At 44.8% G+C, this 14,865-nt stretch carries 16 protein-coding genes and 1 pseudogene; 11 read left to right on the top strand and 6 right to left on the bottom strand.

All coding sequences use genetic code 11. From position 1 onward, the window contains the following. Positions 1 to 99 precede the first annotated feature (99 nt). Positions 100 to 915 carry an ankyrin repeat domain-containing protein gene (locus J7545_RS22495; RefSeq protein WP_413039298.1) on the top strand — a complete coding sequence of 272 codons (816 nt, stop codon included), beginning with the start codon at positions 100 to 102 and terminating at the stop codon, positions 913 to 915. Positions 916 to 1,066: 151 nt separating this feature from the next. Here the strand turns inward: J7545_RS22495 and J7545_RS22490 are convergent, their stop codons facing one another. The 3 genes from J7545_RS22490 to J7545_RS22480 form a co-directional block, all read right to left on the bottom strand. Then, positions 1,067 to 2,107 carry an RNA ligase (ATP) gene (locus J7545_RS22490; protein ID WP_413038557.1) on the bottom strand — a complete coding sequence of 347 codons (1,041 nt, stop codon included), beginning with the start codon at positions 2,105 to 2,107 and terminating at the stop codon, positions 1,067 to 1,069. A gap of 200 nt (positions 2,108 to 2,307) precedes the next feature. After that, positions 2,308 to 3,945 carry a GspE/PulE family protein gene (locus J7545_RS22485; protein WP_318720138.1) on the bottom strand — a complete coding sequence of 546 codons (1,638 nt, stop codon included), beginning with the start codon at positions 3,943 to 3,945 and terminating at the stop codon, positions 2,308 to 2,310. 67 nt (positions 3,946 to 4,012) lie between these two features. Next, complete coding sequence (locus J7545_RS22480) at positions 4,013 to 4,624, bottom strand: cupin (RefSeq protein WP_318701135.1); 612 nt, start codon at positions 4,622 to 4,624, stop codon at positions 4,013 to 4,015. Between the two features lie 168 nt (positions 4,625 to 4,792). Here J7545_RS22480 and J7545_RS22475 point away from each other — a divergent pair, with 168 nt between their 5' ends. Both J7545_RS22475 and J7545_RS22470 read left to right on the top strand, forming a co-directional pair. Next, a complete protein-coding gene (locus tag J7545_RS22475; RefSeq protein WP_318701136.1) occupies positions 4,793 to 5,629 on the top strand; it encodes a YHS domain-containing (seleno)protein in 837 nt (278 codons plus the stop codon). A gap of 104 nt (positions 5,630 to 5,733) precedes the next feature. Further along, positions 5,734 to 6,261 carry a YHS domain-containing (seleno)protein gene (locus tag J7545_RS22470; protein WP_318701137.1) on the top strand — a complete coding sequence of 176 codons (528 nt, stop codon included), beginning with the start codon at positions 5,734 to 5,736 and terminating at the stop codon, positions 6,259 to 6,261. A 64-nt stretch (positions 6,262 to 6,325) separates the two neighbouring features. Here J7545_RS22470 and J7545_RS22465 read toward each other — a convergent pair whose 3' ends face one another. Beyond that, the gene (locus J7545_RS22465; RefSeq protein ID WP_318720137.1) at positions 6,326 to 7,648 is read right to left on the bottom strand and encodes an NB-ARC domain-containing protein; all 1,323 of its coding nucleotides are present in this window, start codon (positions 7,646 to 7,648) and stop codon (positions 6,326 to 6,328) included. 205 nt (positions 7,649 to 7,853) lie between these two features. Between J7545_RS22465 and J7545_RS22460 the strand changes: the two genes are divergently transcribed. The 3 genes from J7545_RS22460 (at position 7,854) to J7545_RS24240 (ending at position 9,818) form a co-directional block, all read left to right on the top strand. After that, positions 7,854 to 8,792 carry a GTPase family protein gene (locus J7545_RS22460; RefSeq protein ID WP_318701808.1) on the top strand — a complete coding sequence of 313 codons (939 nt, stop codon included), beginning with the start codon at positions 7,854 to 7,856 and terminating at the stop codon, positions 8,790 to 8,792. Between the two features lie 24 nt (positions 8,793 to 8,816). After that, positions 8,817 to 9,089 carry a hypothetical protein gene (locus J7545_RS22455; RefSeq protein ID WP_318701809.1) on the top strand — a complete coding sequence of 91 codons (273 nt, stop codon included), beginning with the start codon at positions 8,817 to 8,819 and terminating at the stop codon, positions 9,087 to 9,089. Between the two features lie 516 nt (positions 9,090 to 9,605). Then, positions 9,606 to 9,818 carry a hypothetical protein gene (locus tag J7545_RS24240; RefSeq protein ID WP_413038678.1) on the top strand — a complete coding sequence of 71 codons (213 nt, stop codon included), beginning with the start codon at positions 9,606 to 9,608 and terminating at the stop codon, positions 9,816 to 9,818. Here the strand turns inward: J7545_RS24240 and J7545_RS22450 are convergent. Together J7545_RS22450 and J7545_RS22445 are read right to left on the bottom strand one after the other, a co-directional pair. Then, on the bottom strand, positions 9,775 to 9,981 hold the full coding sequence (locus J7545_RS22450) for a DUF433 domain-containing protein (protein WP_318701810.1): 207 nt from the start codon (positions 9,979 to 9,981) through the stop codon (positions 9,775 to 9,777). The two genes, J7545_RS24240 and J7545_RS22450, sit on opposite strands and share 44 nt — an antisense overlap. 36 nt (positions 9,982 to 10,017) lie before the next feature. Then, complete coding sequence (locus tag J7545_RS22445; RefSeq protein ID WP_318701811.1) at positions 10,018 to 10,278, bottom strand: DUF2281 domain-containing protein; 261 nt, start codon at positions 10,276 to 10,278, stop codon at positions 10,018 to 10,020. Positions 10,279 to 10,304: 26 nt separating this feature from the next. Here J7545_RS22445 and J7545_RS22440 point away from each other — a divergent pair, with 26 nt between their 5' ends. The 5 genes and pseudogenes from J7545_RS22440 to J7545_RS22420 all read left to right on the top strand — a co-directional run bounded on the left by J7545_RS22440 (position 10,305) and on the right by J7545_RS22420 (position 14,765). Further along, positions 10,305 to 10,577: a hypothetical protein gene (locus J7545_RS22440; protein ID WP_318701812.1), complete on the top strand. Its 273-nt coding sequence runs from the start codon at positions 10,305 to 10,307 to the stop codon at positions 10,575 to 10,577. Beyond that, positions 10,577 to 10,945, top strand: a complete 369-nt coding sequence (locus J7545_RS22435; RefSeq protein WP_318701813.1) for a hypothetical protein — start codon at positions 10,577 to 10,579, stop codon at positions 10,943 to 10,945. The genes J7545_RS22440 and J7545_RS22435 overlap by 1 nt, the downstream gene beginning before the upstream one ends. Before the next feature lie 45 nt (positions 10,946 to 10,990). Next, a pseudogene (locus J7545_RS22430) lies at positions 10,991 to 11,220 on the top strand (hypothetical protein). Positions 11,221 to 11,366: 146 nt separating this feature from the next. Continuing rightward, positions 11,367 to 13,031 (top strand): L-aspartate oxidase, encoded by a 1,665-nt coding sequence (nadB, locus tag J7545_RS22425; RefSeq protein WP_318720135.1) that lies wholly within the window; start codon positions 11,367 to 11,369, stop codon positions 13,029 to 13,031. 126 nt (positions 13,032 to 13,157) lie between these two features. Further along, positions 13,158 to 14,765, top strand: coding sequence for a DUF4419 domain-containing protein (locus J7545_RS22420; protein WP_318720134.1), 1,608 nt, complete (start codon positions 13,158 to 13,160; stop codon positions 14,763 to 14,765). Positions 14,766 to 14,865 lie beyond the last annotated feature (100 nt).

Below are 14,865 nucleotides of genomic sequence, written 5' to 3'. Positions count from 1 at the left end.
TCTTAGGTTTTGCTCCTACTACCAGTGCTATGATTGATATCCTCCTATCCGTAGCTATAAAGTTGATTAATCCTGAACCGTTAAAAAACTGGTTTACTCATTGTTGTTACTGTCCATCATAACAGCGCAAAGCGCTGTATCTATTTAGCGGCAGCGTTGGGAGATCTAGAAAACTTAAAACGTTTGCTCGCTGACGAGGACGATATTAATTCTCTCAACATCAAGCGAAATGAACCTTTCTTCGGAGGAGCGAGCTTATTGCATCTGGCAATCTGCCGAGATTCGATGCCAGTCGCCGAATTTTTGCTTGAAAAAGGAGCCGACATTCATATTCGCAATAAATCAGGCGATACTCCTCTCCACCATGCTGCCAAGCATAATGCACTCGCTGTCGCTCAATTGTTGATTGAAAAAGGAGCCAAGCTTGATGCCGAGCCAGAAAAAGAAGACACGCCGTTACATCGAGCCTGTAGATACGGTCATGTAGAGATGATAGAACTACTATTAGATAATGGAGCTGAGAGGAATGCACTCGGTTGGCCTCGTAAGACTCCCATCAATGAGGCTATTCAAGGAAATTACCCAGAAGCAGTGAAGGTGTTAATCGATCGCGGTGTATACTTAGGTAGCATTCGTTATTATACTTTTTATGGCAACGATAATACAGAGCATTCGAGCAAACGTCCGCTAACTTTAGCCAGAGAACTGGGGGATAGGGAAGAAATTATTGAACTACTTATTGCTAATGGAGCTAAGGAATTTGGCGACGATATTTTATCAGCAAACCCTTCCTTAGCCTTATTAGTTGGTGGCGTAATAGTACTCCTAGTCCATCTGTCTATGCATTACTTGTCCGCATTTCTATGCGATATCACAGCAACTCCATGTATACCTCCTCCTTATTATCCTTATTAAGTTGGTTAGGAGGAATAGAAAGAAAGGATCGATTAGTTGCAGCTTCATAGAGAAATGGTCTTAGCCATTGCCTGGGCGATCGCCCATCATCATCAAAGCTATCTTACGGTTACCAGTCAACTCGGTCAAGGGAGTTTATTCACCATTATTCTTAACCTGATTCATTCTTGAGTAACCATCGATTGGAGATCGCCTTGAAAGAAAGCATCTCTCCATCAACTGGCTCTAGGGATTTGTATACCAAGCCCTCTCGTCTACTGGCATTTAAAGATGGGCCATCGGCATGAGAGAGCAACTCCTCAAGGGAAGAAAAGTTGCGGAAGACTTGAATCGATTCAGAGACGACGGGCACATGCTGCAAGCCGAGCTGTTGGATAAAAGAGAGCCGCTCTGATGCCGGGAAATATTGCTGGCGATCGATGTCCCAAATATCAAAGATAAACCAAGCCGGTTCTGTCAGTTTCTCGTTATTTTTCTGAATGTTAGGGCCGATCAACTCGCCTTGAATGGCTAGGTTGCGATTGAGTGGAGGCAGCAATTCGAGCAAATTTAGCTTCAGAGCGACTTGCCAGAGAATATTGCGAGGCTTGTCAGGGCGATCGCACTTGAGGTCTAGGTTACGCGAGCAAACTCCCACCTCACCCTCTCGGACGTACACCGTCATGGAAGAGCCATCCAGCTTAATGGTTTCCTCAAAGGCAACATCCTGGAGAGTAGCAGCATAAGATTCCCACAGGTTTTGAATCCGTTCTTGGTCAGTTTTCGGAATAACGCTAGGGAATGCTCCCTTCACCAACCCCGATAGAGAGGCTGGAACTGGAGGCTCGTATTTCTGCACCCCCAATAGCTCAGTGACATCATCCCCTACGGAGCAAGACAGCGCTGCAAGTTCCGGAAATGTCGCCACAGGTAAAACCAAACCTTGGGAAAGTTGTTTGCGCAACTTGACGGTTCGCAAGCGAAACCCTTCTTCTTCTCCCATACGTTTGAAGGAGCTAGATCGGAGAAATTCAAATTCAGGGCGAATGGGGAGAAAAGAGTCAATCTCGAAGTAAACAGCCAGATCCCCCACCTGAAATTCATTGCGCTTGGTTACCACTTGCCAGCCTCGTACCTGAACGACATCCAGCGAATCAGCATTGGGCACAGGCTGCGAAGACTTTATTTGCTCGATTGTTGCCAGTTTTCTCATTGTGTTTTCACCCAGGAAAATCTTTGTACATTTACCCTCTTAACCAACAATTATAGCTATTTTACTACAGTTTGTATTACTCTAATAAAGGTGCTGTAGCGCTTTAGAAATATGAGCTGCCATAGTACTACAGCACTAAAAGGAAGGGGGTATAATACATGATTTTCGGCCAGTCACGGCACGAGGTTGGGTTTCGGTTCTCAAGTCAACTTATACTGCATGGCGCTGCGAGGGAGAACTCGCTCCACCTCCTCCACCGTCGTTTTACCCAGGGTTACCTTATCAGTGGCTGCTTTGCGAAAGGACATAAAATCTGTGTTTTTCAAATGTCGGCGCAAGTCAGTGACTCCCCCTTCATAAATCAACTCGTGAATGGGATCGTCTACATTAAGCAACTCAATAATGGCCTCTCGTCCTAAATATCCCGACTGAAAACACTTAACACACCCTTGTCCTTTACGCCATTCTTCTGGGTTGGCTTCATGTAAACCAATGCCTAATTTCTTTAAATCCTCTTCACTAGGGCGATAGGGCGCGCCACAATGGGTACAAACACGGCGTACTAAACGCTGGGCAATAATCCCCAGGAGCGCGTCACTAATCAAACCCGGATCGGGTCCGATATCCTTGAGCCGGGGAATGGCTCCCACGGCATCATTGGTATGCAAGGTGGTAAAGACTAAATGACCGGTTAAAGCTGCTCGGACTGCGGTTTCTGCGGTTTCATGGTCGCGAATCTCTCCGACCATAATGATATCGGGGTCTTGGCGCAAAATGGCCCGCAATCCAGCGGCAAAGGTCATGCCTGCTCTTTCGTGGACTTGGGTTTGGGTAATTCCGGGTAAGATGTATTCTACGGGATCTTCAACGGTGACTACATTCACTTGCTCTGTGGCTACGGATTGTAAACTGGTATAAAGAGTACTGGTTTTCCCGGAACCGGTGGGTCCGGTGAGGATAATCATGCCCTGGGGTTGCTTGAGCCAGTTTTGATAGATGGGTTGGGTTTTATGGTTAAAGCCGAGGTCTTCAATTTTACTAAAGGGATTTTTCCGAGGAAGGAGGCGGATCACGGCTTTTTCGCCACTGACACACGGAAGGGTACTAACGCGCATATCCATGCCCAATTCTCGATTATCTTGGGTGGCGTATTTTTCTCCAATCCGTCCATCTTGGGGGCGACGACTTTCGGCAATGTCCATGTTGGACATGACTTTGAGGGCAACGATGACTTTACGGCTGACTTCTGATGAGAGAGTCGTAATATCTCGGAGTACGCCGTCAATGCGATACCGAACCCGCAAGCCGTGGGGTAGGGGTTCAAGGTGGATATCGCTGGCACGGTTGCGGAGAGCGCCGGAGATAATGGTTTTAATGCGGCTAATTTGACCGACGGCTTTGGATAAGTAGAGTTCGGTAACTTCGGTAATATTTTCTTGTTCGAGTTCCCCGGTGATGGGGTTAACGAGGGGCGCGGCACTGATGCGAGTATGGTCAAAATTACGGGTATGATGCCAAGAGCTGTAGCTTTTTGGGGAAATGGGGATGATTTTAATATCGGTGAGGGTACGATCGCTCATTTCTCGGATTCGATCGTCTTCCACCCTCACGGGAGAGCCAAGATAGTAGCAGTTGCGCCACAGCAGTAAGGGAATAATGGGAGGTAGGTTCTGGCGATCGGGGAATTCACGCCAAAACCGAGAACTGACTTCAGAATCAAGTAAAGAGAGGTTAAGGTGGCGATCGCTATCGACTAATAGCTGAATGGCTTCATCACAAGTTACACTACCTTGTCGGAGTTGTTGCCAAGCTGAAGGAATCAGATCGCTGGTTTGCATGGGTTTTAGCTTGAGGATAAATGCTTTGTTTCCCAGTATACTGTTTTCCTCTTCGGTTGTTGGCGCTCTAAAAATTCCAAGCGGTATGATTAACCGAATCGAATTCAAACCGCTTGTCCACCTTTGTTTCTCCGTATATATTCAACGTAATTGCGGCTTCATTCCCTAGAGGTTCGACACTGTGAATGGCATCAGGGAGAAAGGTAATGATTTCTCCAGGAGTTAAAATATAAGAATCTACGGCTTCAATGCGATCCTCGAATTCAGGAGTCGGACTTCTGCGCCAAAATATATTTTTTTCTTCTCCACTTAATAAAGCCACCACTCCCCAACTGCCATGATTATGAATCGGGGAAACATTTCCAGGTAACCAAGCCACAATTTGAATCGTCAGCGTAAACTCTGGTTCGTCATATAGGGATAAAATTGACCATCCTGGATTCGGACTCGGTTCTGAATAATAGGTTTGTAGCCAAGGAGAAGAATCTAATAGTTGACGCAAACAGCGAGCAATTTCCGGTAAACGCTGGCTATCTTCTGGAATCTCCCACAAAATCGTTTCTAAATCCGTCAGAAACCGATATAACCGATACGGTTTATCCCCAGCATCTGGAGAACTTAAAGGCTCTAAGGGATGACGTTCGCCTCGTTCATTCACGAGCCAATCAGCAGCTTGCATGGCAGCACTCTTCAGTAAACACTTCTGAGGTCAACCGTAACTTAAAGGGAATCCCAAAGAGAAAATTCTCAGGAAGAGTTCAGATTTCTCTCACAGCTACTTCAGTTGGGTAAGGTTTCATGAAAATGTCAACAGTTACAGCTATCGTTAACTTTATCGGAGTCACTCATGAAACTACATTACATTGCCAGCCTAGCGATCGCCTCTATTTTTACTGTAGGTATTACCGCCCACACTTATGCTCAAGGGGAGTACAAGACCGGAGAAACTTCTACCTCTCTGAAAGCTTGCGCTGGCAATCCCTGTGCGGGTAAAAATCCTTGTGCCGGTGAGAATCCTTGCGCGGGTGACAACCCTTGTGCCGGTAAAAATCCTTGTGCTGGTGACAACCCCTGTGCTGGTAAAAACCCCTGTGCTGGTGACAATCCTTGTGCCGGTAAAAGTAGTGCCCTCAAAGCCTGTGCGGGCAAAAATCCCTGTGCGGGTGAAAATCCCTGTGCTGGCTCCAACCGCTGTGCGGGTAAAAGTAGTGCCCTCAAAGCCTGTGCGGGCAAAAATCCCTGTGCTGGCTCTAATCCCTGCGCCGGAAGCAATCCCTGTGCCGGTGCCAGCAAACGTCCCGCTGTTTTCTCACGCAAAGGCGTAGCCATCAGAGGTGCAGATCCCGTAGCCTATTTTAGTCTCAACGGCGCAGGAGCTGAAGCTGTAATGGGTAAAGATGAATATACAGTTGAGTGGAACGGAACCACCTGGAAGTTTGCCAGTGCTGAAAACCGGGATAAATTCGCTGCGAACCCCGAGCAATACGCTCCTCAATATGGCGGATACTGCGCCAAAGCTATGAGTGAAGGCAACCTTGCCCCAGTCGATCCTGATGCTTGGAAAATCTATGAAGGGAAACTCTACCTCAACTACAATAAAGACGTACAAGCTCAGTGGGTGCGTGATATCCCCGGCAATATTGCCAAAGCCAATCGCCATTGGCCAGGTATTCTGAATCGATAAGTTATAGGGCTGGACACTGGTAATGGGTAGTAGGTCGTCAATCAAATTCCCTATTGCCTATTACCGATTCCTTACTCCTATCCTTAGCCTTTTTGGAGTCATTCATGAAACACCATTACCTTACCATCCTGGCGATCGCCTCTATTTTTACTCTAGGCATTACCGCCCACACCTATGCCCAAGGGCAATTCAAGACTGGGGAAACCCCAACCTCTCTTAAAGCGAGTGCAACTAAAGCGACAAAACTCCCTCCTGTTTTCTCTCGCCAAGGGGTAGCCATCCGAGGTGCAGATCCCGTAGCCTATTTCAGTCAAAACCAGGGTGCAAATGCCGTGATGGGCAAAGCAGAATACCAACATCAATGGAACGGAACAACCTGGTACTTTGCCAGTGCTGAAAACCGCGATAAATTTGCTGCGAATCCTACCCAATACGCTCCTCAATATGGGGGATACTGCGCCAAAGCCGTGAGTGAAGGATACACTGCTCCAGTCGATCCCAACGCTTGGGCAATCCATGAAGGGAAATTGTACCTGAACTATAGTAAAGGTGTACAAGCCCAATGGAGTCGGGATATACCTGGCAATATTGCTAAAGGAGATCGTAATTGGCCTAGTGTTCTCAACCGATAAATGATGGCGCTGGACAGTGGTAATGGGGAATTGGCTAAAACCTTGTCATCATCACCTTACCAATCTAACTTAACGATCTGACATATTCTCGAAAAATGGGAGATAAGTTAAAGGCGATTCTCTCTGTTTCTATGGAGGTGAGTAAGAAGCGCCGCTTTAAGGAGTCTAATCCGTTAATTAAGTCGGTTGAGGATAAGGATAAGTCGGCTCTTAACTGTTCCCGTGAAATGGGCAGAGCGCTTTGACTTAAGTGGAGGGCAATTTGTTGTTCGGGAGGCGATAAACGGTTAAAACACGTTTTCATCCGAGTCTGCATGGTTTGAGTGAGAATGAGGTGGTCTTCGGCAAACAATTCGGCGATATTGCCGGAGAAAAGGGTTTGAATTAAGCTAGAGATTTGTTTAAGATAAATGGGATGACCTTCATAGTTTTTCAGGATTTGAAGGGCGCTGTCGCTCTCTCCTAAACCGACATCTTTCAATAGTTCTGTGCTGTCAAATCCGCCGAGTTCTAAACATTTGATGGGATAAAGTTCTGCATCTAAAGCCATCATCTGTTGATTTTTTTCTTGACTGATGACAAGAAGGGTGGATTGATGGTCAATTTCGGTAATTTTGGTGAGTAAGGTGTGGTAATCTTGGGCTTCTGGTTTATAGTGTCCGGCAAGTTGACCGGGTATAAAAATCTGTTGGAAGTCATCTAGGACAAGCAAGCATCGGCGATCGCGTAAAAGCTGGAATAATTGAGTCAGCAGAGGATGGGTGAGAATAGTATCGGGATTAACCGTGGTTAAGATGTCCTCGATAATGGTATTTAAGCTAGGGGAGAATGGGATACTTTTCCAGATAATGGTATCAAATTCTTCTAAGTTTAAGTCAATCCAGCGCTTCACAAGAGTTGTTTTACCAATCCCGGCGATGCCGACTACGGAGATTAGAGGAATGTTTTGGTCACAGAGCCAGTGGGAGAGAGTGCTGAGTTCAGTGGTGCGATCGCAGAATGTCCTGATTTTTGGAGCAAGGGTTAAATCATGATTTGATTGGGGTGCAGTGGATTTGGTTGCTTCGGTGCTGGTTGTTTGGCGATCTGGATGAGGACACCACGTCAGATCTCCATTGACTAAACCAACTAATGGGGAATTAACCGCTCGCTCTAACGTCCAGCAAAAATTGGCTTTCTTAACTTCGTCACCTAACGCATCAGATAAGACCTTGAATAGCTTGCGGCTCTCGTCTCCAATATAGTTTTCACTGTAGCGACCGGGAATAGTTTCAGCCATTTGCTCATAAGTCTGACCTTGGCCAATTCCCATAATGATATGTTTTTGTAAGTCATCTAAATGCTTTCCTGTTTGCCTCTCAACCAGGGAATCCACAAGTTGTAACATTTTTTCAAAACCCATAGAAGTCTGATGTAACAAAGCCTGTAGTTATTCTACTATAACTTTATACTCCGCAAAACCAGCTTTTTCCTGGGGTTGTCTTAACCTTTTGTTACAAACATAGGTATAAAACCAGTTTTTTTCTGGTAGCACACCCAATGAAGTGAGCGTTAGCCTATGAATGCATTCAGTTCTTAACTACCAAAAGATCATGGATTTACGAGGATTAGTTCAGAGTCTAGCTAACGATTTTCTAGGCGATCAAAAGATGTCTGAGGAACACTTTGAAGAAATCTACCATATGATTCAAGACAAGGTAGATAATGAACCTCCTCCTCGTTTCGCTTTTATTGGTGAGACAGGAGTGGGAAAGTCTTCTACTCTAAATTCACTCTTTAATGCAGGTTTAGATGTGAGCCATACTGAAGCCTGTACACAAGACGTTCGAGGGATCGAAGTCTCATTTGATGAAGTTGAAGGAGCCAATGGAGCATTAATTGCTTATGATATGCCCGGACTAGGTGAAAGTCAACTGAAGCAACGAGAACATATTGAGCTTTATGAAAGAGTCTTAAAAGATGTTGATGTTGCTTTGTGGATTTTGGATGCCCAAAATCGGGCAATTGCTTCTGTGCAGCGTTATTTGGAAACCGAGTTACAAGCAATCGATCCTAGACTATTGGATCGTATGGTCATCGCCTTGAATAAAATAGAATTAGTATATCCAGGTGAGTCAGCTTGGCATCCTTTAGCGAATCTACCCAGTGAAGAGCAAGAAGCAAACATTAATGGGAGAATCAGAGATGTTCAACGTAAAATTCGTGAAGTTCTTCCGAGGTGGAAAGGCAAAGTTATAGGATATTCAGCACACAAGCGCTATAATCTACCTCATCTTTTTGATGCAATGATGGATGCTGTACCGAATAAAAGAAGATGGGTGGTTGCATCTCGAAAGGCACTAGCTGATTTTCTGGAATTGGTCGATCCTCAGTTACTTCCTCCAGAGAAGAGACAACAAAGAGAAAACTTCCAACAGCCCCAGCCATCTAAAATGTCTGATGTTGTTCAGAATATGCCTCCAGAAGAGTTTGCTAGATTAGCTGGGGATCAAAAAGCTTTCTTAAAATGGCTACAAAAACAAGGACTGTAATCTAAAAACGTAGGAGCTTGAAACATGAAAGAAGTACCTAATGAGACCTATATTCCTAGTGAAGATTTAGAAGAAATCAGGCGTAAAGTGATGAACCAAATTGCATCTATGAGTGACGCAGAATTAAGAATAGCGGCTAAATCAGAGGCCAGCTTAAGAGCATATGTAATGGACTTATTCAAGCAGATCGCTAAAATCTTTGGCTATATTGTGGGAGCAGTCATTGGTTTTGGTAGAGATTTCGTACAATCCATTAGAGGTGGATGGTCTGAAGGTTGGAAATCCGGATTAGGCTAAACTCTATGTTGATGCTTTCAGTACCTCTATATACATTTTTCTGTATGTAGAGGTAAATTTTTTATTCTGAGAAAAAAGGATTATGAGTGAATGGATACCCTTTCTTTTTCCTAAATGTCCATGTTGTCAAGAACAATGGGGCAAAAACTATCATAGAGACTGCATTTTTAACGGTCAATTATTAGTTGAACCCTACAGTAGACAGGTCAAATGTCAGGGGTGTGGTAAACAATGGTATATTCTGGATAGTAAATTCTACTGCTCTTGTGGATACGAGTTTTATCCGTCAGAAGTAGAAGAGTCCCTTTCGACAACCCAGCTCTTAAGACAACGATTGCTTCAAAAGCTTAAGGAGATGGATATGTATGAAAGTGATATCTCTACCAAATCAAAAAGTTCTTTTCAACAATGGTCTTATAACCTGAGCTATACAATTGCAAAAGCTTTGGGTAGAACGGTAACTGAAGTGCAAAATTTTCTTAAATCGTTCTTTAATAAATAATGCTAATTTAAATAATGTGGAGAGATGAGATTTTAGAAGAAATCTATAGAATTCGGGAGGAACACGCTAGAGCATTCAATTATGACTTGAAAGCGATTTGTGATGACTTGAGGAAGCGGCAAGCAACCAGTGACAGGAAAATTATTTCTAAGCCTCTTCGAGAACCTCGATCGCCAAAGCAACTCAACGATGTTCGCGATCGCCCGCAAACTCTAAGCAAGCCGTAATATCTGTCTCTGTCAGCTCCGGGAAATCCTCAATAATCTCAGCCATAGACATGCCAGCAGCAAGCCAGCCAAGAACGTCGTAGACCGTAATTCGCATCCGACGAATACAGGGTTTGCCTCCCCGTTTATCTGGCTCAATGGTAATGATGTCGCGATCGCTCATAACAACACAGAGAATGATTCTATCTATAATTTTAGCCTAAACCACCTCTGTCCAAAACTCATCGGGAAGAGGATCGTTAAAATTATCACCGATCCAACCCATACCTTGATGTAAACCTAAAACCCATTGTGGTACGGGAGAGGATTCTGCTTCATTAGGAGTAGATGTTGCCATTGACTGAGTTTGCCGCTCTAGCAGAAACTCGGCAAAAGCTAACAACAGTTGCTGATTTTCTGGTATCAGCTTCTGTGATTTTCTTGATAAATCGTCTAGAATATTTAGGGTGCGATCGCTCATAATTGGCTGCTGTTGAGGGTAATTCCATGGTACTTCGCCAACGACGTTACAGCAAAGAAGAATTAGCTAGACGGGGACAAGAACTCTATGAAACCGGTATTCGGCAACAAGTCGAAGCTGGAAATGAAGGCAAAATTGTAGCCATTGACATCGAAACTGGAGATTTTGAGGTAGGTGAAACTCTGATCGCTGCAACCGATCCATTATTTGAACGTCATGCCGATCCTCAGCCTTGGACAATTCGCATCGGACATCGTGCCGTCTATCATTTTGGTTCGCGGAGTCTGAAGCAGAGTTAATGATTTATGGAGTTGTGAATTGGCGGCGTGAAGCAACACTTCCTCTTGTAGTGGGTAACTCAAGTGGGCAACGAGAAGTCATTGATACTGTCATTGATACTGGATTTGATGGCTGCCTGTCTTTACCATCAGAAATGATTATTCGTCTTGGGCTGTCTTGGAGAACGTCTAATACAGCAACCTTGGGTGATGGCAGCGAAACTGTGTTTGATTTTTACACCGGAACAGTAATTTGGGATGGGCAATACCGCGCAATCGACATTGCAGAATCCGAAACAGAACCCCTGCTTGGAATGGGGATGCTTTATGGTTATCGATTGCAGGTTGATGCAGTTGAGGGTGGTAGAGTTAAAATTGAAGCCTTATAGCAGTGCGAAGCGCTGTAACGCATCCAAGAAGTGAATGGTGATGCTATGTCAGTTCAACTTCAAGAACAGCTTTCTCCTGCTGATGATCAAATCATTTTAGGACAATTGCCCGATCGCATTCGCGAAGCTTTAGTTGCTCGTGCTGTGGAAATAGAGTATCCAGTCGAAGCAGTCGTGGAAATGGCGATAAAACTCCGTTTCGCTTCGCGATCGCCAGTTTCCTTGATAGTGAAGCATTAGGCTTTGCCGATTGTAAACCAGGGCGCGGGCAGTAAGAATGAGATTCAGAACAAAGAAACCGGGTTTCTGTGACAAGTTCCGACTCCCAACCCAAATCTGGCTTCAGAAACCCGGTTTCTAAAGGGTGGCAAGGGGATAGAATAGGAAGATCGCCAAACCTGTTTATATCTGGGAGAAACGATTGAACAGCCCCCATTCAACGCCCCCTATTCCCTCTAGAGCCTTCGATCTTATTGTGGTGGGTTCTGGAGCGGCGGGACTGTATGCCACCCTCTGTTTACCCGCACAGTATCGGATTTTGCTGGTGACGAAAGATAAACTTCGCACAGGTTCGAGTAAATGGGCCCAAGGGGGAATAGCGGCCGCGATCGCCGAGGATGACTCGCCGGAATTGCATCTCGAAGATACATTACATGCAGGGGCAGGTTTGTGCGATCGCCAGGCGGTAGAATTTTTAGTCAATCATGCTCCAGAAGCGATCCATTCTTTACTGGAACTCGGTGTAGCATTCGATCGCAAAAACAATAAACTCGCCACTACCCTAGAAGCCGCCCATTCTCGCTCCAGGGTTCTTCATTCCCAAGATACCACCGGGCGAGCAATTATTGATATTCTGACGGCTAGAGTCTCGGAGCGACCGAATATTCAAGTTCTCTCCCAAGCCTTTGCCCTCAGTTTATGGCAAGATGCACCAGGCGCGGCGATTCAAGGGATTAGTTTATTGTGGGAAAATCAAATTGTCTGGATCGGAGCTAATGCGGTAATTTTAGCGACTGGAGGTGGGGGACAAATCTTCGCCCAAACGACTAACCCACCCGTGAGTACGGGGGATGGGGTGGCTCTAGCTTGGCGTGCAGGAGCTGTTTTAAGGGATTTAGAGTTTGTGCAGTTCCATCCCACAGCCCTAAGTAAACCCGAAGCGCCCCATTTTCTGATTAGCGAAGCAGTGCGAGGCGAAGGGGCCCATTTAGTCGATGCCCAGGGGTACAGGTTTGCCTTTGATTATGACCCCAGAGGGGAATTAGCGCCCCGTGATGTGGTCAGTCGAGCAATTTTTAATCATTTGGAGAAAACAGCCCCCGATCCCGTCAGAGCGAACGTTTATCTCGATTTGCGGGCGATCGCCCCCGATAAAGTACGCTATCGTTTTCCCAATATCATCCAAAAGTGTCAGCAATGGGGAATTGATGTATTCTCAGAACCCATCCCGGTTGCCCCAGCCGCCCATTATTGGATGGGAGGAGTGGCGGTAGATTTGATTGCAGCGAGTTCTGTACCGGGATTATATGCGATCGGGGAAGCAGCAAGTACAGGAGTCCATGGGGCGAATCGTTTAGCGAGTAATTCCCTATTGGAATGTATCGTATTTGCTGCTCAATTACACAAATTAGCGATAGAACCGGTTCGTGATGCGCCTCTTCCGACTCCAAGCGAGGAAGCGGTAGAGTGGGAGGCAGACCAAGGATTTATCGAGTCAATTCGTCAACAATTACCAAGTCTCATGTGGCACAGTGCAGGTATTTCTCGCCAGCAGTCGATATTGGAGGAAGGGATAGCAAGGGTGAGTGCTTGGCGCTCTCAGGTGAGAGAAAGTGCGATCGGCCAATACTTAAACCATTTGTCTCCCAATGATACCGTGCAATTTACCTCTGAAGCAGCCGCAACTCAATTAAAATTAGCAGCAGAAACCCTAAACTTATTAGATATTGGCTATTGGATGCTTAAAAGTGCAGCTTTTCGCGCAGAAAGTCGTGGCGGTCATTATCGCAATGATTATCCCCAACCCTCAGCAGATTGGCAAGTGCATACCCTGATTCAAGGCGATCGGGTTTATTCAGAGTATTGAATTGCTTCTACCTATTGCCAAAGATCGAGTCATTATTACTCCATATAAACCTTATAAACCTTAATCTCGATCGCCAATCAAAAGCCCCCGGCAATATAATAGACATAGATTTTGGGGAATCATACCATGCCACAGATCGCGCCCATACTCAATCAACAGTACAACCAAATCTCCTTCTCGGTCGATCAAGTCGAACAAGCTACAGAGCTTCTCCCCACTCAAGAGGCGAAATCTCAGTTTGAGCGCCAATTGGAAAAACCTGTATTAGCCTTTAGTCATGACGATCGCTTTCAGACGGTTAGCGCTCGATACAATCATCCCTTAGCTCATGGTATTCATCCCCTAGCATTTGCGGTTCATCTGGCATTTTCGGAGCATCGTCCCTTATTGCTCACCCCGGATATCATTTGGATAACCATTGCTCAAGGATTTGCCCACCATGTTAACAATCATGCCGAAGAATTGCGCGATCGCTTGGTATCCCATTCGGGTAAAGAGACTCTGACTATCGAAGTATTCGATATTCCCAAACAAGCAGACGAGTGGAGCAAAGCTGTTCATCAGTGGACGTTGTTGATTCGCAATCGCGTTGGAGCAGAACTCTATCATCTCTTAGAATGTAGCTTTAGCACCACCACCCCTAACGCGCTAACTGCCAGTCGCATCGTCATGATGGATACATTTCGTCAATATTTTGATTATGAAATGCTTTGCATCTGCGGTATTCCCAAGATTACCCTATTGGGAACAGTACAAGATTGGCAGAGTATTTGCGATCGCGTCCGCATGATGGCTAAATATAATCTAACTTGGTGGACAGATCGATTATTAACCATCTGTGAAGAGTTCGTAAAAACCGCATCTGGAAAGCCTTCCTTGTCATTTTGGCAACAGATTTACAAACCCCAAGCACTTTATGCGGACGATGTAATCACTGGTTGGTTAGCCGATTTATTTCCCTATCTCCTCGATCAAGTAACCAATGCGCCTTCAATGCCAAATCCTATTTTGGCGATCGCACGTTCCGATATTACAGTTAATAAAGGTATTTCTCCTCGTCTCTTGCCTTTAGGTCTTTCTCAAGTTCCCTTGAAACTGACCTTCAATCAAAAAGAATATTCTCTAGAACTATTGGCTGGCTTTATCGGTGTTTGCCAACACCCAGATGAAGGCACATTGAGTCCTGAAGTGGGTTGGGCTGTACGAGAAAGAGATAAACTTCAACGATTATTGGATAATATCGAGCACGAACATATCACGCAGAAACCGATTAATTGGTCGAACTTTAGATCGATTAACTATCTTCCTAAAGAACATATCCAAATTCTAGAACGATTTGATGGAGCGACGCTTTACCCAAACAGCGGTCATAGTTGGATCTTGACGAAATATGATGTACATAAATATTATAGGTGTAAATATTATGTATTTAATGAAGTCAAAACTTCTACTTCAGTTCAACACTTGATCGAGCTTGAAGATAAACGCTGTATTGGTTACACCCATGAAAATTTAATATTGTTAGGAAAATCTATTATTGGTTATATCGATGAAGGATTAATATTTCATGATAAATCCGTTTCAGCTACCCATCCTTTATTTGAAAATAGAATAATGTATGGTTTAAAAGATACTGTGGTTATCGCTCAAGGAATCGAACAACTCCTAGAGCGCATCTTCCAAGCTGAAGGTCGTTATTATTTTGACAATCCTTCATTTGCAATAATCTCGTAATTCTAGAAATTAGTTAAAGCAATGAAAACTCTAATTGATATCTTTTTCATCCTCAATCTGGTTATACAAAAGTATAATGGTCACCTATGAATATCATTTG

The sequence above is a fragment of the Roseofilum sp. SBFL genome (assembly GCF_017746885.1).
GTDB lineage: Bacteria > Cyanobacteriota > Cyanobacteriia > Cyanobacteriales > Desertifilaceae > Roseofilum.
Note: the sequence above shows the minus strand (reverse complement) of the source record. Positions and strands in the feature narration are given on the sequence as shown.